The organism is Pseudomonas sp. N-137, assembly GCF_034555295.1.
Classification (GTDB): Bacteria; Pseudomonadota; Gammaproteobacteria; order Pseudomonadales; family Pseudomonadaceae; genus Aquipseudomonas; species Aquipseudomonas rhizophila.
This window is the reverse complement of sequence record NZ_JAXUDQ010000030.1, coordinates 834,076-854,644: the sequence shown is the minus strand read 5'-3', so window position 1 is coordinate 854,644 and position 20,569 is coordinate 834,076. Positions and strand designations below refer to the sequence as shown.

Here is a 20,569-nt window from a genome sequence, read left to right as displayed (position 1 = left end):
GCGCGGCAGGGAATGAGTTGGGAACGCCCATCAACACTTGGAGTGACTGCAATGCCCAGCGCACCGCGTCCGCAACAACGCCGGTTCCCCTTGCACGTACACATCAGCGTGATGTTTACGTTGCTCCTGCTGCTGACCGGTGTGGTGCTAGGCATTTTCAACTATCACCAGACCACACAAATCATCCTGTCCAGCAGTGAAAAACTGTTCAACCGCATCGAGCAGGACGTACGCCTGGATTTGTATGACACCTATGAACCCATCCGCCACCTGTTGGGCCTGCTAGCCGATTACCCGGCGACACGTGAACCCAGGATCGCTCAGCGCCTGGCCCTGCTCGCCCCCTTCAGCCAGGCGCTGCGGGACAACCCGAACCTGGCGTCGCTGTACCTGGGCGACAGCAATGGCGACTTCCTGATGGTCCGTCCCTTGCGTACCGAAGCCCTGAAGACCGCGCTGAAAGCACCGGCCAACGCGGCCTACCAGGTCTGGACCGTGGATCGGACAGCTACCCCCGGCCAGGTTCGTGCCCAGTCGCTGTTCTACGACCAGAGCCTGACGCTCGTCAGCCGTCAGGTCATTGCCGACGAATCCTACGATCCGCGCAACCGAGGCTGGTTTCGCAGCGCGCTGGGAAGCGCCGAGCAAATCACCACCGAACCCTACGTATTCTTCTCCACCCAAAACCTGGGCACCACCCTCGCCCGGCGCAGTGGCGAACAGGCGGTCATCGCTGCCGACCTGACCCTGGCGTCCCTGTCCCAGACCCTGGCCAAGCACAGGGTGACCGCCGGCACCGAAATTGTGCTGCTCGACCCCCAGGGCAATACAGTCGCCTACCCCGACAGTCATCGGCTGATCACCGACATCCAGTCGGCACGACTGATCAAGGCACGCGACCTCAGCCCGGCCATCGCCGCCGCACTCGACGACAACACCGACACCCCACGCCTGGAGGCTGGTGGACGCCAATGGATCGTTTCGCGCAGCCACATGCAGGAAGGCGGGCCGCAGGGCCTGGAACTGGCGTTGCTGGTCCCTGAGGATGAGTTGCTGGCCGATGCCTATCGCATGCGCTGGCAAGGCGCGCTGATTACCCTCGCCACTCTGCTCCTGTGCCTGCCCCTGGGCTGGTTGACCTCCAGGATTCTGGTCAAGCCCCTGCGCGCACTGGTGCAGGAGGCGGACGCCATCCGCAGCTTCGATTTCAACTACCCGGTGTCCCGTCGCTCCCCCGTGCTGGAGGTCGATCAGTTGGGCGTCTCGATGGCGCGAATGAAAGAGACCCTGGCAAGCTTCTTCGAAATCACCGCCAGTCTGCGCGCCGAAACCCGCTTTGCCCCGTTGCTGGAGCGGGTGCTGTTCGAAACAGTGAAAATCGGCCAGGCCCAGGCCGGCCTGATTTACCTGCGCGAGAACGATGACGATCAGGTCAGGCCCTATGGGTTGGTCATCGATGGAAGGCCTCGGGACCTTGCTGCCTTCGGCTTGCAAGGTCATGCGCTCAAGGCACAGGACAGCCCGCCATGGCTGCAGCAACTGGACGCCTCGGACAACCTCGTCACCTCGTTGGGCTTCGAGCAGGTCGGCGACCTCAAGAGTGTCCTGCTGGCACTGGATGCGCCACGGGTTCACCTGATCGGCATCCGCCTGCGCAATCGTCACCAGGAAACCGTCGGGGTTCTGGTGTTGCTGATAACCGACAGCGGCACCGAAGCCGACCTGGAAAAACTGCAGCCAGACCGCATCGCCTTCCTGCAGGCCGTGTCCGGCGCCGCCACCGTGAGCATTGAAGGCCAGCGCCTGCAAGCCCGGCAAAAACAACTGCTCGATTCGTTCATTCAACTGCTGGCTGGGGCGATCGATGCCAAGAGTCCTTACACCGGCGGTCATTGCCAGCGGGTGCCAGCCCTGACGCTGATGCTCGCCCAGGCCGCCGCTGCCAGCCAGGCGTCGGCATTCCAGGCCTACCGTCCCACGGAAGATGAGTGGGAAGCGCTGCACATCGCCGCCTGGCTGCACGATTGCGGCAAGGTCACCACCCCCGAATACGTGGTCGACAAAGCCACCAAACTGGAAACCCTGAACGACCGGATCCACGAGATCCGCACGCGCTTCGAGGTGCTCAAGCGCGACGCCTGGGTCGATTATTGGCAGGCCCTGGCAACGGGTGGCGAGCCGTCATCCCTGGCCCAGCGACGCGACGCCACACTGGCCAGCCTCGATGACGACTTTGCCTTCGTCGCCCGCTGCAACCTCGGCTCCGAGGCCATGGCCGACGCCGACCTGCAACGTTTGCAAGATATCGCCCAACGCCCCTGGACCCGGACCCTGGATGACCGCCTGGGGGTTTCCTGGGAAGAGAACCGGCGCCAGGCACGCACGCCCAAGCCTGCGCTTCCAGTCACTGAACGGTTGTTGGCGGACAAGCCCGAGCACCTGCTGGAGCGGCACGAAGCCGAGCTGATCCCGACAGACAACCCGTGGGGGTTCCAGCTCGACGTGCCGCCCTGGAAGTACAACCGCGGCGAGCTTTACAACCTCAGCATCAAACGAGGCACGCTGACGCGTGAAGAGCGTTACGTCATCAACCATCACATGGTGCAAACAATCCTGATGCTCAGCCAGTTACCCTTTCCCAGCCATTTGGGCAACGTGGCGGAGATCGCTGGCGGGCATCACGAGAAGATGGACGGCACGGGATATCCCAAGCGGCTCAAACGCGAGGAGATGAGCCTGCCGGCACGCATGATGGCGATTGCGGACATTTTCGAAGCACTGACGGCTGCCGATCGTCCTTACAAGAAGGCCAAGAAACTGAGTGAAGCCCTGGGCATCATGGCCACCATGTGCCGTGACGCCCACATCGATCCAGAGCTGTTCGGGCTGTTCATCGATGAAAAGATCTACCTGAGCTACGCCAACCAGTTTCTCGATCCGCGCCAGATCGATGAGGTCGACCCGGACAGCCTGTTGGACAAGGCCGGACTGAAGGCATGAAAGCCGCCGTTGTAGGCGCTGCCGAGCCGAACGCGGTCCGAGCTTTGGCCAACTGCTACGGCAAGCGGGTCAGCAGTCTGTCAGGCGCAGGAAGATATCGGCCAGTTGCTCGATACCGGCTCGGTCATGCTCGGTAAAACGCGCCAGCTTCGGACTGTCCAGGTCGAGCACGCCGATCAGGCGCCCGCCCTTGACCAGCGGCACCACCAGTTCGCTGTTCGACGCGCTGTCGCAGGCGATATGCCCGGCAAAGGCATGGACGTCTTCAACACGCTGAGTCTGGCGGGTCGCCGCCGCTGTCCCGCACACACCACGGCCAAAGGGAATTCGCACGCAGGCGATCTGCCCCTGGAATGGGCCCAGCACCAGTTCTTCGTTGCGATTGAGGTAAAAGCCGGCCCAGTTCAAGTCGTCCAGCTGACTGAACAGAAAGGCCGAAAACTGCGCGGCATTGGCGATGAAATCACGCTCATCGGCCAGCAAGGACTCAAGCTGTGCCGCTAACAAGCCATAGCCGTCGAGACCTTCGCCGGTGCCTTTCAAATCGATCATGCCTTATTCTCCAGAAGTTTGAGGCCCACCCAATATCGGGCAAACTGATAAGCGCAACGTCCGTTGCGGTTGCCGCGCCCGGTGGCCCAACGCACTGCCTGCACATCCAGCGCTTCATCACGCTGCCAGGCCAGCCCGGCCTTGGCCGCCAGCTCGCCGATCCAGTGCTCCACCACGTTGAGGAAATGCTCCTGGGTAAACGGATAAAACGACAGCCACAACCCGAAACGGTCAGACAGGGCGATCTTGTCCTCCACGGCCTCGCTGGGGTGAAGCTCGCCATCGACCCGCTTCCAGTTCTCGTTGTCGCTTTCCTTTTCCGGCACCAGGTGACGGCGGTTGGAGGTGGCGTACAACAGCACGTTGTCCGGCGCCTGTTCCAGAGACCCGTCCAACACGCTTTTAAGAACGCGGTAATCGCCCTCCCCGGATTCGAACGACAGGTCATCGCAGAACAGCACAAAGCGCTGCGGCAGCTTTGCGATTTGTTCGACCACCCGCGGCAGATCGGCCAGGTGATCGCGCTCGATCTCGATCAACCGCAAGCCATGCTGGGCATGTTCGGCCAGCAACGCGCGCACCAGAGACGACTTGCCAGTGCCACGCGAGCCCCACAGCAACGCATGGTTGGCCGGCATGCCATCGATGAACTGGCGGGTGTTGCGACCCAGCTGTTCAACCTGACGATCCACGCCAATCAGGTCCGACAGGCGCATGTCGAGGCTGACTTCAAGCGGCAGCAGGTAACCACTGCGCCCGTCGCGCTGCCAACGGGCCGCCAGCGTTCGGGTCCAATCGATAGCCGGCCGTGGAGCAGGCAACAAGGGCTCTATGCGAGCCAGCACCGCATCGGCACGCTCAAGAAAAGCATTCAATCGAGAGTCCATGTCTTCTCCTCGGACAGGTTCACAGTGATGATGGCGCTACAGCGACGAAACGCCGTACCCAATGGCGGGTCTATCCCACACAACATAAACCGGCTGCATCGGTATTCAGAGATGATCAGCTATGCTTGAGCGGCGAAGGGAAACGTAAGTGGTTCATCATTCCATGGACATCAGATTCACCCAACGGCTGTCCTACAAGCAGGCCCGGCTGACCGTTCTGGTGGGTTTCGTGCTGGGTACTTTGCTCAGCCTGATGCAGATCGGCATCGATTATGCCAGCGAAGACGCGTCGATCAACCGTGAAATCCTGTCGCTGCTGGAAATCAGCCACAACCCGGCATCGCGTATCGCCTATAACATCGATGCCGAACTCGCCCAGGAGCTGTCCTTGGGCCTGTTGCGCTCACCGGCCATCATCGGTGCCCAACTGATCGATAACAACAACACCGTGCTGGCCAGCGTCAAACGCCCCGAACTGCAGAGCAGTTACCGGTTCATCAGCGACTTTCTCTTCGGTGCCCAGCGCCAGTTCGAAGACCGCCTCTATCTGGACCACCTGCCGGCCGAGTCCCTGGGCGTGCTGCGGCTGGAGGTCGACACCTATGCTTTCGGCAGCCGGTTCCTGCGCCGGGCCGAAGTGACGCTGCTCAACGGTTTCGCCCGCAGCCTGATCCTGACCGGTCTGCTGCTGGCGTTGTTTTATGTGATGCTGACCAAGCCGCTGGTTCGGGTCATCCGCGAACTGAGCAGCCGCGATCCCAGCAGCGGCGAGCAGAGTCGTCTGGAATGCCCCTCCGGCCACCAGCAGGACGAGATCGGTGTACTGGTCTCGGTGGCCAACCAGCAGTTCGAAAATATCGCCACCGAGATCCAGCAACGGCGCACGGCCGAAAATCGCCTCACCGATTACCTGGCGCAGTTGGAAAACATTGTCTCGGCCCGTACCGCCGAACTCAAAGCCATCAATGCCCGCCTCAGCCAGTCCAACGAGGAGTTGGAAGTGGCCCGGCGCACCGCCCTGGATATGGCCGAAGCCCGCTCCGTCTTTCTGGCCAACATGAGCCATGAGATCCGCACGCCGCTCAACGGTCTGTTGGGAATGATCGCGCTGTCACTGGATGGCCCCCTGACGGCCGAACAACAGCAACAGCTATCGATCGCCCATGACTCGGGCAAGGTGCTGGTTGAACTGCTCAACGATATCCTTGATCTGTCGAAATTCGACGCCGGTCAACTGGAACTCGAACGCATCCCGTTCGACCTTGGCTCGCTGGTCGAAGACACCGCCAACCTGCTTTCCCAGAACGCAGCTCCCAGCGTCGAGCTGGCCTGCCTGATCGACCCGGCGCTTCCAGCACAGGTCCTGGGTGACCCTACCCGGGTGCGCCAGATCGTCAGCAACCTGCTGTCCAATGCGCTGAAATTCACTCGCTTCGGCCGGGTCGACGTACGTTTGAGTCCACATGAAGACGGCGTGCGAATCGAGATCTGTGACACCGGCATCGGCATCCCCCAGGAAGCCCAAGCACGAATTCTCCAGCCGTTCACCCAGGCCGGTGTTGGCATTACCCGCCAATTCGGTGGCACCGGGCTGGGCCTGGCGCTGACCTACAACCTCTGTGAAGCCATGCAAGGCCAGTTGACGATCACCTCCGAGGCCGGTTTCGGCAGCCAGTTCTGCGCTGACCTGCCCCTGCCCTGCCATACCCCGGCGACGCCCGTCGAGCCCTTGCGCGGCAATATTGTGGCCATCACCGACCGCAGCAGCGGCCTGGCCGAATTGCTCAACATGCTATTGCCCGGCTGGGGGCTGGACTATGAAAGACGTTCGGTGGATGACGGATTGCTGGGCCTCAAGCCTGATGTCCTGATTACCGACTGCCCGGAATGCCTGTTCACTATGCGTCCCACCTTCGACGCGCCCATCCTGCTGGTCACCGCATATGGCAGTTTTCTGCCCAGCGAAGAAGCCGCCGCCCTCGCCCCCTTGTTACAGCAGGCCCGGCCCCTGGCGCGCCATGCCCTCTATCAGATCCTGCGTCGCGCATTGCAAAGCGACGCCACCACCATCAATGACGCTCAGATCGAAACCCTGGCGCCGTCCAAACGCGGGCGGGTGTTGCTGGTGGAAGACAATCCGGTCAACCAACTGGTGGCCAAGGGCATGCTGGTGAAGCTCGGTTGCGAAGTCATCGTCGCGGCCCATGGCGCCGAAGCCCTGGACCTGCTCGAACAGAGGGATTTCAATTTGGTCCTGATGGATTGCAACATGCCGGTCATGGACGGTTACGAAGCCAGTCGCCAGATCCGTCGCAGCGGGCGCTGGCCGGATCTGCCGATTGTCGCACTGACAGCCAACGCCATGCCTGAGGAACGTGAGCGATGCCGGGCCGCCGGCATGAACGATTACCTGTCCAAGCCGTTTCGGCGCGAAGAGCTGGCGGCGTTACTGGACCAGTGGGTGCCGCTTACGTCAGCGCTTTGATCTGCCCCAACAGATGATCGAGACCGTCTCGCAACTCTCCCAGGCGGTCCAGGTCAAGCCCACTGTCGCATAACAGGCGGGCCTTGAGCGGACCGACCTGCTCACGCAATTCCCAGCCGGTTTGCGTAAGGCTCAGATGCACCTCCCGCTCATCGCGGGCCGAACGCTGGCGCTGAACCAGGCTCAGTTGTTCCAGGCGCTTGAGCAACGGCGTCAGCGTGCCTGAATCCAGCAGTAGCCGTTCGCCCAGCGCCTTGACCGTGGGTTGTTCCGGCGCATTTATCTGCCACTCCCACAGCACCAGCATCGCCAGGTATTGCGGATAAGTCAGGCCGAGCTGATCGAGCATGGGCTTGTAGCCGCGAATGACCGCCCGCGACGCGGCGTACAGTTTGAAGCACAACTGGCTGTCGAGTTTCAGCGCATCGACTGACAGATCATTCATTTGAGTAAGGCTTCGATCTCACCGGTCAGGTCCTGGGGTTTGGTGGTCGGCGCAAACCGCTTGACCACCTGGCCGTCCTTGCCGATCAAGAACTTGGTGAAATTCCACTTGATGCCCTTGGACCCCAGTACGCCGGGCGCCCGCTGCTTGAGCTGGACAAACAGCGGATGGGCATTGGCGCCGTTGACCTCGATTTTCTTGAACAGCGGAAAACTCACACCGAAGTTCAACTCGCAGAACTCGGAAATCGCCCCCTCGTTGCCCGGCTCCTGCTTGCCAAATTGATTGCAGGGAAAGCCCAGCACCACCAGGCCCTGGTCCTTGTAGGTCTGCCACAACGCCTCAAGCCCCTTGTACTGGGGAGTGAAGCCGCACTGGCTGGCAGTATTGACCACCAGCACAGCCTTGCCGGCGAAATCGGCGAGGGTCTTTTGCTCCCCCTTGATCGTGGTGCACGGGATGCTCAGCAGGTTGTCGCTCATGGCAAGGCTCCAGATGGGAAGAAGAGGACAATGAAGATAGCGAGCAATTAAATTGCATGCAATTTAATTATCCAAAAATACCCGCATCACAGATTGTGGGAGCCAGGCTTGCCCGCGATGAAGGCGACACGGTCTTTCAGAGATCGAGGTGCCTTCATCGCGAGCAAGCTTTGCTCCCACAGAGTTACCCTCGGGGCACCAGATCCAGGCACACCGAATTGATGCAATAACGCAAGCCCGTGGGTGGCGGGCCGTCAGGGAAGACGTGGCCCAGGTGCGCGTCACATTTGGCGCAGACCACTTCGGTGCGGATCATGCCGTGGCTGACATCGCGCACTTCCACCACTGCGCTGCCTTCGATCGGCGCGTAGAAACTGGGCCAGCCGCAGCCGGAATCGAATTTGGTCTGCGAATCGAACAATGGCTCGTTGCAGCAGATGCAGTGGTACACACCATCAGTCTTGGTGTCGTTGTATTTACCGGAGAATGGCCGTTCGGTGCCCTTTAGCCGACAGACGTTGTACTGCTCCGGGTCAAGCATGGCGCGCCATTCTTCAAGGGTTTTCTGCAACTTTTCCATCGTCCTACCTCGGCAATTGAAAAAGCCCGATCCGACGCTTTTCCGCAGATCGGGCGGCACGTATGATTGCGCCTCGTCAGGCGCCAGTCTGGCAGTCACGTCATGCGCATTCAAACGGATTGTCACGCATGTACCGCGTCAAGCCTGGGCACAGACGCAGGATCCCCAGTACGGTAGTTCACTCGCCGCCTGGATCGTTCATTTTCGGGAACACATCGCCATGCAGGTCAGCAAATCGAACAAGCTCGCCAACGTCTGCTACGACATTCGCGGCCCGGTGCTCAAGCACGCCAAACGCCTGGAAGAGGAAGGCCATCGCATCCTCAAGCTGAACATCGGCAACCCGGCACCCTTTGGTTTCGAAGCGCCCGATGAAATCCTCCAGGACGTTATCCGCAACCTGCCGACCGCCCAGGGCTACAGCGACTCCAAGGGCCTGTTCAGCGCCCGCAAGGCCGTGATGCAGTACTACCAGCAGAAACAGGTCGAAGGTGTCGGCATCGAAGACATCTACCTGGGCAACGGCGTGTCCGAACTGATCGTGATGTCGATGCAGGCCTTGCTCAACAACGGCGATGAGGTGCTGGTGCCGGCCCCGGACTACCCATTGTGGACCGCCGCCGTGAGCCTGTCGGGCGGCAACCCGGTGCATTACCTGTGCGATGAACAGGCCAACTGGTTTCCCGACCTGGCGGACATCAAGGCCAAGATCACCCCGAACACCAAGGCACTGGTGATCATCAACCCGAACAACCCCACTGGCGCGGTGTACTCCAGGGAGGTCCTGCTGGGCATGCTGGAACTGGCTCGCCAGCATAACCTGGTGGTGTTTTCCGACGAGATCTACGACAAGATCCTGTACGACGATGCCGTGCACGTCTGTACCGCTTCCCTGGCGCCGGACCTGTTGTGCCTGACCTTCAACGGCCTGTCCAAATCCTATCGGGTGGCGGGTTTCCGCTCCGGCTGGATCGTTATTTCCGGTCCCAAGCATCACGCCCAGAGCTACATCGAAGGCATCGACATGCTGGCCAATATGCGCCTGTGTGCCAACGTACCGAGCCAACACGCAATCCAGACAGCGCTGGGTGGCTACCAGAGCATCAACGACCTGGTCCTGCCCCAGGGCCGGTTGCTGGAGCAACGCAACCGTACCTGGGAATTGCTCAACGACATTCCTGGTGTCAGTTGCGTCAAGCCAATGGGTGCGTTGTACGCCTTTCCGCGGATCGACCCGAAGGTCTGCCCGATCCACAACGATGAAAAATTCGTCCTCGACCTCCTGCTGTCCGAAAAGCTGCTGGTGGTCCAGGGCACGGCGTTCAACTGGCCATGGCCGGATCACTTCCGCGTCGTGACCCTTCCCCGGGTCGACGACCTGGACCAGGCCATTGGCCGGATCGGCAACTTCCTCAAGTCCTACCGCCAGTAATCCAGGTGGCGTGCGAGGGGACGACTCGCACGCTGTTTGATTCAGCAACACATCCGTTTCGCCCGTTGCGGCAGGCCTTCTACACTGAAGGCGCGGCAGACGGTGCGCGGCGCGACTCAACGTTCACGGGGTACGGGCGCTCCTTTTCTTTTCCGCGGTCACTTTCAGAAAAGTCTTTCAAACATTTGCGACGCGTGTAGGACACAGTTTGAAATAGTCGGCGTGTTGAATAGCCTGCGGCGGCACCTTATATACCCCGCATAACGCTACATCTTTAGCATGAGGAGATTTCCACAACCATGATGCGCATCCTGCTGTTTTTGGCCACTAACCTGGCGGTCGTGCTGATTGCCAGCATCACCCTGAGCCTTTTTGGCTTCAACGGGTTCATGGCGGCCAACGGGGTTGACCTCAACCTCAGTCAGCTGCTGATCTTCTGTGCGGTGTTCGGTTTCGCCGGTTCCCTGTTCTCGCTGTTCATCTCCAAGTGGATGGCGAAGATGAGCACCAGCACCCAGATCATCACTCAGCCGCGCACTCGCCACGAACAATGGCTGCTGCAAACCGTCGAGCAGTTGTCACGCGAAGCCGGCATCAAGATGCCGGAGGTGGGCATCTTCCCAGCCTACGAGGCCAACGCCTTCGCCACCGGCTGGAACAAGAACGACGCGCTGGTCGCCGTCAGCCAGGGCTTGCTCGAGCGGTTTTCGCCGGATGAAGTCAAGGCTGTGCTGGCCCATGAGATCGGTCACGTCGCCAACGGCGACATGGTGACGCTGGCGCTGATCCAGGGCGTCGTGAACACCTTCGTCATGTTCTTTGCCCGCATCATCGGCAACTTCGTCGACAAGGTGATCTTCAAGAATGAAGAAGGCCAGGGCATCGCCTACTACGTGGCGACCATTTTCGCCGAGTTGGTATTGGGCATCCTCGCCAGCGCCATCGTCATGTGGTTCTCGCGCAAACGTGAGTTCCGCGCAGATGATGCCGGCGCACGCCTGGCTGGCACCAGCGCCATGATCGGCGCCCTGCAACGCCTGCGTGCCGAGCAAGGTTTGCCGGTACACATGCCCGACACCCTCAATGCCTTTGGCATCAACGGTGGCATCAAGCAAGGCCTGGCTCGCATGTTCATGAGTCACCCGCCACTGGAAGAGCGTATCGACGCACTGCGTCGTCGCGGCTGACAGGTTCAAGCTTCAAGAAAAAGCCCGCAGCGATGCGGGCTTTTTTCTGCCTGATTTATGAGTTGCCTGGTCTGGCCCCATCGCGAGCAGGCTCGCTCCCACAAGGGGCTTCAGCGAGCGCCAATTCACAGTTCGCAACGGATCAACTGTGGGAGCGAGCCTGCTCGCGATAAGGCCAGCGGGCACGCCACATCAACGACTGGAAACCCGATACACCCGCTCATCCAGCCTTTTGACGCCAGCCTGCAAGAACTTCCAGCTTTCCCCCAGCACATCCTGCTCCTGCAATACCTCCAGCCGCCAGACCTCGCCCAGCAGCCTCTGCACTTCGCCATCCCCTACGGAAAACGGCGGGCCAGGCATTTCATCCTGCGCGTAATCCAGAGTAATGAGCAATCCGACACACTGCGGCAGAATCTTCTGCAGATGAGCCGCATACCGCTCCCGCATCGGCCCAGGCAGGGCGATCAATGCAGCGCGATCGTACAGCGCCGTGCAATCGCTCACATCCTCCGGGCTCAGGGCAAAGAAATCACCGCAGCGGATTTCAATGTCAGCGGCACGGAACACCTTGAATGCGCCCTCTTCACTCACGCTCGGCTCAAGCTGATGCTCAAGGAAGAAATCCGCGGCGGCTTTTTCCGACAGCTCCACCCCCAGTACCGAATACCCCTGTTGGGCAAGCCACAAGAGGTCGAGCGTCTTCCCGCATAGGGGCACCAGCACCCGACTGCCCTGCTCAACCCCCAGTTGCGACCAGAAACGTTGCAGATAGGGATTCACCTCTGGCAGATGAAAACCGATCTGATTCGTTGACCAGCGCTTGTGCCAAAACTCAGGCTCCATCACTCACTCCAGAAAAACCGATTAAAACGGGCTAAAACTTATATTAGATTTAGATCATAGACCTGACAGAAGATGGCGACATCTTAACGCTCAGGAGTCCGTTCATGCTGCCCAGCCTGTTTATCTCCCATGGCTCACCGATGCTGGCCCTGGAACCCGGCGACAGCGGCCCGGCACTGGCTCGCCTCGCCGCGCAACTGCCCACACCCAAAGCCATCGTCATCGTGTCCGCGCACTGGGAAAGCAGTGAACTGCTGGTCAGCGCCAATCCGCATCCACGGACCTGGCACGACTTCGGCGGCTTCCCGCCGGCTCTGTACGAAGTGCAATATCCGGCGCCGGGCGATCCACAACTGGCGGGGCAAGTGGCGGCCCTGCTCAACGCCGCACACCTGCCGGCACGCCTGGACACAGAGCGACCCTGCGATCATGGCGTGTGGGTGCCGTTGTCCTTGATGTACCCCAAGGCCGAGATTGCCGTCGTGCAGATCTCCCTGCCCAGCCGACAAGGGCCGGCGCTGCAAACCCAGGTCGGCCGGGCCTTGGCGAGCCTGCGCCAGCAAGGCGTGTTGCTGATCGGCTCAGGAAGCATCACCCATAACCTGCGCGACCTGAACTGGAACGCCGGCCCCGAAAGCATTGAGCCCTGGGCCAAGGCTTTTCGTGACTGGATGGTGGAGAAATTGGCAGAGGACGACGAAGCCGCGCTGCATGATTACCGTCGCCAGGCACCCCACGCCGTGCGCAGCCATCCCAGTGACGAGCACTTGTTGCCGTTGTATTTTGCCCGGGGTGCGGGAGGTGAATTCAGCGTTGCCCATCAGGGGTTCACCCTGGGGGCTTTGGGGATGGACATCTATCGGTTTGACTGATGAACCGAGTCGCGTTCAATCGCGAGCAGGCTCGCTCCCACATTTGACTGCATTTACCTGTGCCACTGTGGGAGCGAGCCTGCTCGCGATGGGCTCGCCCTGAAAAGACACCCAACTTCAGGCAAAAAAAAATCCCCGAACCAGTCGGGGATTTTTTATGTTCGATCAATCAGCCCGAGAGCGGATCAATCTTCGCGATAGCGACGCAGTTTAAGCTGCTTGCCGGCGACACGAGTGTCCTTCAGTTTGGTCAGCAACTTCTCCAGACCATCTTCCGGCAGCTCTACCAGGCTGAAGCTGTCACGTACCTGGATGCGACCGATGGCCTCACGAGCCAGACCGCCTTCGTTGAGGATGGCGCCCAGCAGGTTCTTGGCCGCGATGCCGTCACGGGCACCCAGCGCAGTACGGCAGCGCGCACGGCCTTCGGCCAGCGGGATCGGCGCACGACGCTCGCGATCACCACGGTCCGGACGATCACCGCTACGCTCTGGACGATCGCCACGCGGTGCGTTGTTCGGCACCAGTGGACGTTCTTTCTCGATCGCAGCTAGGGTCAGCGCCTGGCCATTGGTGGCCTTGCGCAGCAGAGCAGCGGCCAGGGCACGTGGGGTGCAACCGATGTCGGCGGTCAGGCGATCGAGCAGATCACCGTGGGTCGATTCGGCGTCAGCCACCAGTGGCGACAGGCTGTTGGTGAGCTTCTTGATGCGGGCATCGAGAACTGCCTGGGCGTCCGGCAGGCGAACCTCGGCGACCTTCTGACCGGTTACACGCTCGATCACTTGCAGCATGCGGCGCTCACGCGGGGTGACCAGCAGCAGTGCACGACCTTCGCGACCGGCACGGCCAGTACGGCCGATACGGTGAACGTAGGATTCCGGATCGTACGGCATGTCCACGTTGAACACGTGGGTGATGCGCGGAACGTCCAGGCCACGGGCGGCAACGTCAGTGGCCACAACGATGTCCAGACGGCCATCCTTGAGGGAGTCGATCACACGCTCACGCTGGTTCTGGGCAATGTCACCGTTCAGCGCAGCGGCTTTGTAGCCTTTGGCTTCCAGGGCGCTGGCCAGGTCCAGGGTCGCTTGCTTGGTACGTACGAACATGATCAGGGCGTCGAAATCCTCGACTTCCAGCAGGCTCAGTACGGCCGAGGTCTTCTGGTCGGCGTGAACCAACAGGTGAGCCTGTTCGATCGCGGTGACGGTCTGGGTCTTGGTCTGGATCTTTACGTGTTGCGGATCGCGCAGGTGGCGCTCGGCAATGGCGCGGATCGACTGCGGCAGAGTGGCCGAGAACAATACAGTCTGACGGGTCGCTGGCAGGGCCTTGAAGATGACTTCCAGGTCATCCATGAAACCCAGCTTGAGCATTTCGTCGGCTTCATCGAGAACCAGGTGGTTCACGGTGGCCAGGACTTTTTCGTCACGACGCAGGTGGTCGCACAGACGGCCCGGAGTGGCGACAACAATCTGCGCGCCGTTACGGATGGCTTTGAGTTGCGGGCCCATTGGAGCGCCGCCGTAAACAGCCACAACGGTTACACCAGGCATCTGCTTGGAGTAGGTTTCAAAAGCGGTTGCTACTTGCAGCGCCAACTCACGAGTTGGCGCCAGGATCAGGGCTTGCGGTTCGCGCTTAGCAGGATCGATGCGATGCAGGATCGGCAGGGCGAACGCGGCGGTTTTACCCGTACCGGTTTGCGCCTGACCAATCATGTCGTGACCGGCCATGATGATCGGGATCGATTGCTGCTGAATAGCCGAAGGTTCTTCGTAACCGGTCGCAATGACGGCTGCAAGAATGTTCGGATTAAGATTAAAAGCGACGAAGCCGCCGGTTTCCTGGGTCATGGGTCTGCCTCTAAGTGCATCCGCAAAGACCCATGCTCCAAAGCTGCGCATGCCGTGTTGAGACTCAAGAGTCGCCCTGGCTGCTTTGTCGGCGGGGATTTGCGAAAACGAATGAATGAAAAAGAACGTCGTGGAAGCATCCGTTGTGCGGACATGCAACCGAAGCTGGCTTCGGGGAATTGCGCTACCTTGACGCGGCCCGGCTAAAGGCCGGCGCGCACTATACCGGAAATCGCCCGAAAAGGGAGATTTTTTATTGCCAAACCCGGTTATGGGACTGGCTGTCATGGGCGTCGGGACAGCCGGCTTAAACGATTTACCTTCCGACAGCTTGCCTATCAAGTCGCCGGGCGAATGGCCTTGATCAACGACTGCAACGAATAACCCAGCCGCGGCGCCAGCCCTTCGGCCCGGGCGACCAGTCCTTGCATGTCCAGTTCCTGGTCCAGATCCGCCGGCACGATCAGGATGACATTGCCTTCTTTAACCGGCAGCTCCCAGTAATGCCGGTGGTACAAGCCGCGCAGCAGCGCCGCGCCCAATGGCTTGCCGTCGTCGGTGGCCCATTGGTTGATCACCAGCCAGCCGCCGGGGTTGAGGCGTTTCTGGCAGTTCTCCAGAAAACCCCAGGCCAGGTGCCCGACGCCAGGGCCGACGTCGGTATAGAGGTCGACAAAGATCAAATCCGCAGGCTCGGCGGTTTCAAGCAGCTCCAGGGCATCGCCGACGCGGATGTACAGCCGCGGATCGTCGTCCAGCCCCAGGTATTGGATGGCCAGGCGCGGCACATCGGGGCGCAGTTCGATGGCTTCGACATCTTCCAGCGGCAGAAACTTGAGGCAAGCCTGGGTCAGCGTCCCGGCGCCCAGCCCAAGAAACAGCGCGCTTTCCGGCTGCTCGTGGCACAACGCGCCAATCAACATGGCGCGGGTGTAATCATATTCGAGCCAGCTCGGGTCGGCCGTGAACACGCAGCTCTGTTCGATGGCATCGCCAAATTCCAGAAAACGGTAGTCCGCCACTTCGAGAACCCGGATAACACCGAACTCGTCATGCACTTCGGCGAGCAAATGCTCGACGCGCTCCTCTGTCATTTCATCTCCTGTGGCTGCGCTGACCCTGAACATAACCGGGGCAAAAGCGCGATTGTCCGCGAAGCGACGCAAACAGGTCACGCACTAATTTGCTGATAACATGGCAGCCCGAGCGTAAACCACCTAGAGATCATGATGAGCCAACCCTGGAGCCCTGACAGCTGGCGCGCCCTGCCGATCCAGCAGCAACCCCAATACCCCGACGCGGCGCATTTGCTGCAGGTCGAGCAGACCCTGGCCAGTTATCCGCCGCTGGTGTTTGCCGGTGAAGCCCGGGAGTTGCGCCGTCAGTTCGCCGAAGTCACCCAAGGCCGGGCCTTCCTGCTGCAGGGCGGCGACTGCGCCGAGAGCTTTGCCGAGTTCTCGGCGGCGAAGATCCGCGACACCTTCAAGGTGTTGCTGCAAATGGCCATCGTCATGACCTTCGCCGCCGGTTGCCCGGTGGTCAAGGTCGGTCGTATGGCCGGACAGTTCGCCAAACCGCGCTCGGCCAACGATGAGACGATTGGCGGGGTAACCCTGCCGGCCTATCGCGGCGACATCGTCAACGGCATCGGCTTCGACGAAAAAAGCCGCGTACCGGACCCGGAGCGGCTGCTGCAGTCCTACCATCAGTCCACCGCCACCTTGAACCTGCTAAGGGCCTTCGCCCAGGGCGGATTCGCCGATCTGCATCAGGTGCACAAGTGGAACCTGGACTTCATCGCCAACTCGGCCTTGGCTGAGAAGTACAGCCACCTGGCCGACCGTATCGACGAAACCCTGGCCTTCATGCGCGCCTGCGGCATGGACAGCTCGCCGCAATTGCGCGAAACCAGCTTCTTCACCGCCCACGAAGCGCTGCTGCTCAATTACGAAGAAGCTTTCGTGCGCCGCGACAGCCTGACCAACGACTACTACGACTGCTCGGCCCACATGCTGTGGATCGGTGACCGCACCCGTCAGTTGGACGGTGCCCATGTCGAATTCCTGCGCGGGGTGAACAACCCGATCGGCGTCAAGGTCGGCCCGAGCATGAACCCCGACGACTTGATCCGTCTGATCGACGTGCTCAATCCGGACAATGATCCGGGGCGGCTTAACCTGATCGCGCGAATGGGCGCGAACAAGGTCGGCGATCACCTGCCGCAGCTATTGCGCGCCGTGCAACGAGAAGGCAAGCAGGTGCTGTGGAGTTCGGACCCGATGCACGGCAACACCATCAAGGCCAGTAGCGGTTACAAGACCCGGGACTTCGCGCAAATCCTCGGGGAAGTGAAACAGTTCTTCCAGGTTCACGAAGCCGAGGGCACCTATGCCGGGGGCATCCACATCGAAATGACCGGGCAGAACGTCACCGAGTGCATTGGCGGCGCGCGGCCGATCACCGAGGATGGGCTGTCGGACCGTTACCACACTCATTGCGATCCGCGGATGAATGCCGATCAGTCGCTGGAACTGGCGTTTTTGATTGCCGAGACGTTGAAGCAGGTGAGGCGGTGAGTCAGTAAGTCATTCGCCGTTTGTTGGATTGCTATCGCGAGCAGGCTCGCTCCCACATTGACCGCGGCGTTCACAAATCCTGTGTTCATCAAAGGTCAACTGTGGGAGCGAGCCTGCTCGCGATGAGGCCAGTTCAGTCACCCCCCACCTCAGCCAACGCCCCCGCCAGCCGAACCCCACCCGCCCGAGCGCAATTGAGCTGGACCCGCGCCAACCCCAGCCAGTCGGCCAAGCGTCGCAGGTTCACCGCCAAAGCCTGCATCCCTTCCTCGTCCAGCCCCGGCGCCTCCTCGTGCACGGCATGCACCGCCAATCGACCCAAAGCCCGCTCCGCCCGCAGATCCACCCGCGCGGCGATACGTTCGTTGTGCAGGAATGGCAGCACGTAGTAGCCGTACACCCGCTTGTGAGCCGGGGTATAAATCTCCAGTCGATAACGGAAGTCGAACAGCCGCTCGGTACGGCTGCGCTCCCAGACCAGTGAATCGAAGGGCGACAACAACGCACTGGCCGCCACCTTGCGGGGAATCTTCGCGGTGGGTCGGCACCAGGCCGGTTGCTTCCAGCCTTGCACCTGGCAGCGCACCAGTTCACCGGCCTCCTCCAGTTCGGCCAGTCGTCCACGGCTATCGGCCGGATCGAGTCGAAAATAGTCGCGCAAATCTTTCTCGGTGCCCACACCCAAGGCTTGGGCAGCATGCAGCAGCAAGGCGCGCTGAGCCTGGGGCTCGTCCGGCAGCGGTTGTTGCAGGACCGAGGACGGAAACACGCGTTCCGGCAAGTCGTAAAGCCGCTCGAAGCCCCGCCGCCCCGCCACCGTCACTTCACCCGCCGCGAACAGCCATTCCAGCGCATGCTTCTCGGCGCTCCAGTCCCACCAGGGGCCGGCCTTTTCCTGGCGCGTGGACAAGCTGCCCGCCCCCACGGCGCCTTGCTCGCGGACCGAAGCCAGTACGCGACGAATGACATCCTGACGCTCCTGACCGAACTGCGCCAACTGTCGATAAATGCCCTCACCGCGGGACGCACGCTCCATGCGCCAGCGCATCAGCGGATACATCGCCAGCGGCAGCAATGAGGCTTCATGCCCCCAATATTCGAACAGCGTACGGCGTCGGCCCTGGCTCCAGGCTGCCTGGTCGAGCAAATCAGGGGGGTAGTGACCGAGACGGGAAAACAGCGGAAGGTAGTGCGAACGCACCAATGCATTGACCGAATCAATCTGCAGGACGCCGAGGCGTTCAATCAGGCGGTTAAGGCGCGCCGGTTGCACCGAAGCTGACGTCGGCCGCCCGTCGAATCCTTGGGCGGCCAGCGCCAGACGCCGGGCCTGTTTGAGGGTAAAGGACAGAGTCGCGGGCATGAAGATCTCCTTGTCTGCTCGCAACCTACCTCACCATTAAGCGGTTTGTGTAGGGAAGGATGGCTCATTTGTGCATCGGGTCATCCCAGAATGGCCGAACCACTTCCTTTTCGACGTCGGCACGGCTGACGCCGATGTCCTTGAGCGCCTCATCGCTCATTCCGGCAAGCAGTTCACGTTCGTGGTGCAATTCGTACCAGCGGCTAAACTTGTGCAGCAGAGCGCTGATGGAAAAGCCATGGGATGAGAGTTTTTCTATCAGTAGATAACCTTTTTGACCTTTCATCGTGATGTCCTCCGTTGGGGATGGCTCAAGTCTCACGCTAACGCTAAGATCAATCCAACGAATGTTTCTTATGCAATACATCTCGGAGATTGATCAATTGTCGAGTTACCCGAGCATCGATACGGAAGTGCTGCGTACCTTTGTCGCCATCGCTGACCAGGGCGGTTTCACCCGTGCCGGTGAGTTGGTCAATCGCACCCAGTCCGCCGTCAGCATGCAGATGAAGCGACTGGAAGAGGATGTATTGCAGCGGCGGCTGTTCGAGCGTGACGGGCGCCAGGTCAAGCTGACCGCCGAAGGCCAAGTGTTGCTCGGCTACGCCCGACGGATCCTCAAGCTGCACAGCGAAGTGTTCAACACCCTGCGTGAGCCGCACATGGTCGGCACGGTGCGCATCGGCACCCCGGACGATTATGTGATGCGTTTTTTGCCGGGGATCCTGCAGCGCTTCGCCCAGTTCTATCCCTTGATCGAAATTGAAGTGCACTGCGAGTCGTCCAAGCAGTTGCTGCTGCGCCAGGATCTGGACCTGTCCATCGTCACCCGTAAACCGGGGGACGAAATCGGCCAGTTATTGCGCAAGGAGCGCTTTGTCTGGGCCGAAGCGGCATGCTTCAACGTCCACGAACAAACACCGTTGCCGCTGGCGATGTTCAACAGTGATTGCTTCTGCCGGCAATGGGCCTGCAATGCACTGGATGCCATGGGCCGCGATTATCGCGTGGCGTACAACAGCTCGAGCCTGTCGGCGCTCATGGCAGTGGTTGGCGCGGGCCTGGCGATCACCGCGCAACTGGAAAGCCTGCTGACCCCGGACATGCGCGTGCTGGGCGAGGCGGAAAACCTGCCGCAGTTGCCCGAAGCGAGCATCATGCTGATCCGCAACCTGCATAATCCGTCGCCGATCACCGAGTGCCTGGCCGAGCACATCGTCGAAGGTTTCAAACTTTAAAGGCGAGCAAGATCGCGCACAGCACCAGGAAACCGCAGAACAGCCCGCGCAGCAGCCGCTCCGGCATGGCGTGGGCGACTTTTACCCCCCAACTGATACTGAGCAGGCCACCAGCGGCCAGCGGCAGGCCGATCCACCAGTCCACTTGGTGATGCACCGCATACGTGGCGAGGGTCACACCAGTACTGGGCAAGGCCAACGAGAGAGACAATCCCTGGGCGACCACCTGACTGGTACCGAACAGGCTGGTCAGGAACGGCGTCGCGACGACCGCCCCGCCGACACCGAACAATCCGCCCATGGTCCCCGACGCCGCCCCCAACACGGCGAGCCACGGCCAGCCATAACGCATCTGCGCCGAAGCCGGGGGGCTGGCGGCAAACATGCGAATCAGGTTGTAGGCCGCCAGCACGATCAGGAAGGCCACGAAGCCGATTCGCATGCTTTGCGCGTCGATACCCACCGCCCAGATCGAGCCAAGCCAGGCAAAGCAAAAACCCATGGAGGCCAGTGGCAGTACATGACGCATTTCAATGCGATTGCGCTGGTGGTAGCGCCACAAAGCGAGCATCACGTTTGGCACGACCATCACCAGGGCCGTGCCCTGGGCGATCTGCTGATCGAGGCCGAACAACAGGCCCAGCACCGGAATGGCGATCAACCCGCCACCAATCCCGAACAATCCCCCCAAAGTGCCCAATGCGGCACCGAACGCCAGATACATCACACCTTCGATCACAGCCGATTCCCCCTTGATCAGGGCGC

The 20,569-nt window shown here is 60.9% G+C and carries 18 protein-coding genes; 7 read left to right on the top strand and 11 right to left on the bottom strand.

Features of this window, described 5'->3' with window-relative positions:
* Window positions 1–51: 51 nt before the first annotated feature.
* Window positions 52–3,000, top strand: coding sequence for an HD domain-containing phosphohydrolase (locus T3A99_RS25015; protein WP_047226379.1), 2,949 nt, complete (start codon window positions 52–54; stop codon window positions 2,998–3,000).
* A gap of 69 nt (window positions 3,001–3,069) precedes the next feature.
* Here the strand turns inward: T3A99_RS25015 and T3A99_RS25010 are convergent, their stop codons facing one another.
* Window positions 3,070–3,552, bottom strand: a complete 483-nt coding sequence (locus tag T3A99_RS25010) for a GAF domain-containing protein (RefSeq protein WP_047226378.1) — start codon at window positions 3,550–3,552, stop codon at window positions 3,070–3,072.
* Window positions 3,549–4,439 carry an ATP-binding protein gene (locus T3A99_RS25005; RefSeq protein WP_047226377.1) on the bottom strand — a complete coding sequence of 297 codons (891 nt, stop codon included), beginning with the start codon at window positions 4,437–4,439 and terminating at the stop codon, window positions 3,549–3,551. The genes T3A99_RS25010 and T3A99_RS25005 overlap by 4 nt, the downstream gene beginning before the upstream one ends.
* 163 nt (window positions 4,440–4,602) lie before the next feature.
* Here T3A99_RS25005 and T3A99_RS25000 point away from each other — a divergent pair, with 163 nt between their 5' ends.
* Window positions 4,603–6,924 carry a hybrid sensor histidine kinase/response regulator gene (locus tag T3A99_RS25000; RefSeq protein ID WP_076385708.1) on the top strand — a complete coding sequence of 774 codons (2,322 nt, stop codon included), beginning with the start codon at window positions 4,603–4,605 and terminating at the stop codon, window positions 6,922–6,924.
* Here T3A99_RS25000 and T3A99_RS24995 read toward each other — a convergent pair.
* The 3 genes from T3A99_RS24995 to msrB all read right to left on the bottom strand — a co-directional run bounded on the left by T3A99_RS24995 (window position 6,908) and on the right by msrB (window position 8,431).
* Complete coding sequence (locus tag T3A99_RS24995) at window positions 6,908–7,369, bottom strand: MarR family winged helix-turn-helix transcriptional regulator (RefSeq protein ID WP_188251188.1); 462 nt, start codon at window positions 7,367–7,369, stop codon at window positions 6,908–6,910. The two genes, T3A99_RS25000 and T3A99_RS24995, sit on opposite strands and share 17 nt — an antisense overlap.
* Window positions 7,366–7,851, bottom strand: a complete 486-nt coding sequence (locus T3A99_RS24990) for a glutathione peroxidase (protein WP_047226374.1) — start codon at window positions 7,849–7,851, stop codon at window positions 7,366–7,368. The genes T3A99_RS24995 and T3A99_RS24990 overlap by 4 nt, the downstream gene beginning before the upstream one ends.
* 184 nt (window positions 7,852–8,035) lie before the next feature.
* On the bottom strand, window positions 8,036–8,431 hold the full coding sequence (gene msrB, locus T3A99_RS24985; protein ID WP_047226373.1) for a peptide-methionine (R)-S-oxide reductase MsrB: 396 nt from the start codon (window positions 8,429–8,431) through the stop codon (window positions 8,036–8,038).
* Window positions 8,432–8,651: 220 nt separating this feature from the next.
* Between msrB and T3A99_RS24980 the strand changes: the two genes are divergently transcribed.
* Window positions 8,652–9,863, top strand: coding sequence for a pyridoxal phosphate-dependent aminotransferase (locus T3A99_RS24980; protein WP_047226372.1), 1,212 nt, complete (start codon window positions 8,652–8,654; stop codon window positions 9,861–9,863).
* Window positions 9,864–10,162: 299 nt separating this feature from the next.
* Window positions 10,163–11,050, top strand: coding sequence for a protease HtpX (gene htpX, locus T3A99_RS24975; protein WP_047226371.1), 888 nt, complete (start codon window positions 10,163–10,165; stop codon window positions 11,048–11,050).
* A 192-nt stretch (window positions 11,051–11,242) separates the two neighbouring features.
* Here htpX and T3A99_RS24970 read toward each other — a convergent pair whose 3' ends face one another.
* The gene (locus T3A99_RS24970) at window positions 11,243–11,896 is read right to left on the bottom strand and encodes a thiopurine S-methyltransferase (protein WP_322834912.1); all 654 of its coding nucleotides are present in this window, start codon (window positions 11,894–11,896) and stop codon (window positions 11,243–11,245) included.
* Window positions 11,897–12,000: 104 nt separating this feature from the next.
* Here T3A99_RS24970 and T3A99_RS24965 point away from each other — a divergent pair, with 104 nt between their 5' ends.
* The gene (locus tag T3A99_RS24965) at window positions 12,001–12,768 is read left to right on the top strand and encodes a class III extradiol ring-cleavage dioxygenase (protein WP_322834911.1); all 768 of its coding nucleotides are present in this window, start codon (window positions 12,001–12,003) and stop codon (window positions 12,766–12,768) included.
* 185 nt (window positions 12,769–12,953) lie between these two features.
* Here the strand turns inward: T3A99_RS24965 and T3A99_RS24960 are convergent, their stop codons facing one another.
* Together T3A99_RS24960 and T3A99_RS24955 are read right to left on the bottom strand one after the other, a co-directional pair.
* On the bottom strand, window positions 12,954–14,627 hold the full coding sequence (locus T3A99_RS24960; RefSeq protein ID WP_047226368.1) for a DEAD/DEAH box helicase: 1,674 nt from the start codon (window positions 14,625–14,627) through the stop codon (window positions 12,954–12,956).
* Window positions 14,628–14,965: 338 nt separating this feature from the next.
* The gene (locus tag T3A99_RS24955) at window positions 14,966–15,721 is read right to left on the bottom strand and encodes a spermidine synthase (RefSeq protein WP_047226367.1); all 756 of its coding nucleotides are present in this window, start codon (window positions 15,719–15,721) and stop codon (window positions 14,966–14,968) included.
* 135 nt (window positions 15,722–15,856) lie between these two features.
* Here T3A99_RS24955 and T3A99_RS24950 point away from each other — a divergent pair, with 135 nt between their 5' ends.
* On the top strand, window positions 15,857–17,203 hold the full coding sequence (locus tag T3A99_RS24950; protein ID WP_047226366.1) for a class II 3-deoxy-7-phosphoheptulonate synthase: 1,347 nt from the start codon (window positions 15,857–15,859) through the stop codon (window positions 17,201–17,203).
* A 133-nt stretch (window positions 17,204–17,336) separates the two neighbouring features.
* Here T3A99_RS24950 and T3A99_RS24945 read toward each other — a convergent pair whose 3' ends face one another.
* Window positions 17,337–18,566, bottom strand: coding sequence for a winged helix-turn-helix domain-containing protein (locus tag T3A99_RS24945; protein ID WP_047226365.1), 1,230 nt, complete (start codon window positions 18,564–18,566; stop codon window positions 17,337–17,339).
* A 64-nt stretch (window positions 18,567–18,630) separates the two neighbouring features.
* Entirely contained in the window at window positions 18,631–18,852 is a 222-nt protein-coding gene (locus T3A99_RS24940; RefSeq protein ID WP_047226364.1) for a DUF1127 domain-containing protein, read from the bottom strand.
* 97 nt (window positions 18,853–18,949) lie between these two features.
* Between T3A99_RS24940 and T3A99_RS24935 the strand changes: the two genes are divergently transcribed.
* On the top strand, window positions 18,950–19,804 hold the full coding sequence (locus T3A99_RS24935) for a LysR substrate-binding domain-containing protein (RefSeq protein ID WP_171061402.1): 855 nt from the start codon (window positions 18,950–18,952) through the stop codon (window positions 19,802–19,804).
* Here the strand turns inward: T3A99_RS24935 and T3A99_RS24930 are convergent.
* Complete coding sequence (locus tag T3A99_RS24930) at window positions 19,794–20,528, bottom strand: sulfite exporter TauE/SafE family protein (RefSeq protein WP_047226362.1); 735 nt, start codon at window positions 20,526–20,528, stop codon at window positions 19,794–19,796. The two genes, T3A99_RS24935 and T3A99_RS24930, sit on opposite strands and share 11 nt — an antisense overlap.
* Between the last annotated feature and the right edge of the window lie 41 nt (window positions 20,529–20,569).

Bases quoted from the DNA above. Each gene is read 5' to 3' on its own strand.
- T3A99_RS25015 (WP_047226379.1), top strand. From the start codon at position 52: ATGCCCAGCGCACCGCGTCCGCAACAACGCCGGTTCCCCTTGCACGTA.
- T3A99_RS25010 (WP_047226378.1), bottom strand. From the start codon at position 3,552: ATGATCGATTTGAAAGGCACCGGCGAAGGTCTCGACGGCTATGGCTTG.
- T3A99_RS25005 (WP_047226377.1), bottom strand. From the start codon at position 4,439: ATGGACTCTCGATTGAATGCTTTTCTTGAGCGTGCCGATGCGGTGCTG.
- T3A99_RS25000 (WP_076385708.1), top strand. From the start codon at position 4,603: ATGGACATCAGATTCACCCAACGGCTGTCCTACAAGCAGGCCCGGCTG.
- T3A99_RS24995 (WP_188251188.1), bottom strand. From the start codon at position 7,369: ATGAATGATCTGTCAGTCGATGCGCTGAAACTCGACAGCCAGTTGTGC.
- T3A99_RS24990 (WP_047226374.1), bottom strand. From the start codon at position 7,851: ATGAGCGACAACCTGCTGAGCATCCCGTGCACCACGATCAAGGGGGAG.
- msrB (WP_047226373.1), bottom strand. From the start codon at position 8,431: ATGGAAAAGTTGCAGAAAACCCTTGAAGAATGGCGCGCCATGCTTGAC.
- T3A99_RS24980 (WP_047226372.1), top strand. From the start codon at position 8,652: ATGCAGGTCAGCAAATCGAACAAGCTCGCCAACGTCTGCTACGACATT.
- htpX (WP_047226371.1), top strand. From the start codon at position 10,163: ATGATGCGCATCCTGCTGTTTTTGGCCACTAACCTGGCGGTCGTGCTG.
- T3A99_RS24970 (WP_322834912.1), bottom strand. From the start codon at position 11,896: ATGGAGCCTGAGTTTTGGCACAAGCGCTGGTCAACGAATCAGATCGGT.
- T3A99_RS24965 (WP_322834911.1), top strand. From the start codon at position 12,001: ATGCTGCCCAGCCTGTTTATCTCCCATGGCTCACCGATGCTGGCCCTG.
- T3A99_RS24960 (WP_047226368.1), bottom strand. From the start codon at position 14,627: ATGACCCAGGAAACCGGCGGCTTCGTCGCTTTTAATCTTAATCCGAAC.
- T3A99_RS24955 (WP_047226367.1), bottom strand. From the start codon at position 15,721: ATGACAGAGGAGCGCGTCGAGCATTTGCTCGCCGAAGTGCATGACGAG.
- T3A99_RS24950 (WP_047226366.1), top strand. From the start codon at position 15,857: ATGAGCCAACCCTGGAGCCCTGACAGCTGGCGCGCCCTGCCGATCCAG.
- T3A99_RS24945 (WP_047226365.1), bottom strand. From the start codon at position 18,566: ATGCCCGCGACTCTGTCCTTTACCCTCAAACAGGCCCGGCGTCTGGCG.
- T3A99_RS24940 (WP_047226364.1), bottom strand. From the start codon at position 18,852: ATGAAAGGTCAAAAAGGTTATCTACTGATAGAAAAACTCTCATCCCAT.
- T3A99_RS24930 (WP_047226362.1), bottom strand. From the start codon at position 20,528: ATGTATCTGGCGTTCGGTGCCGCATTGGGCACTTTGGGGGGATTGTTC.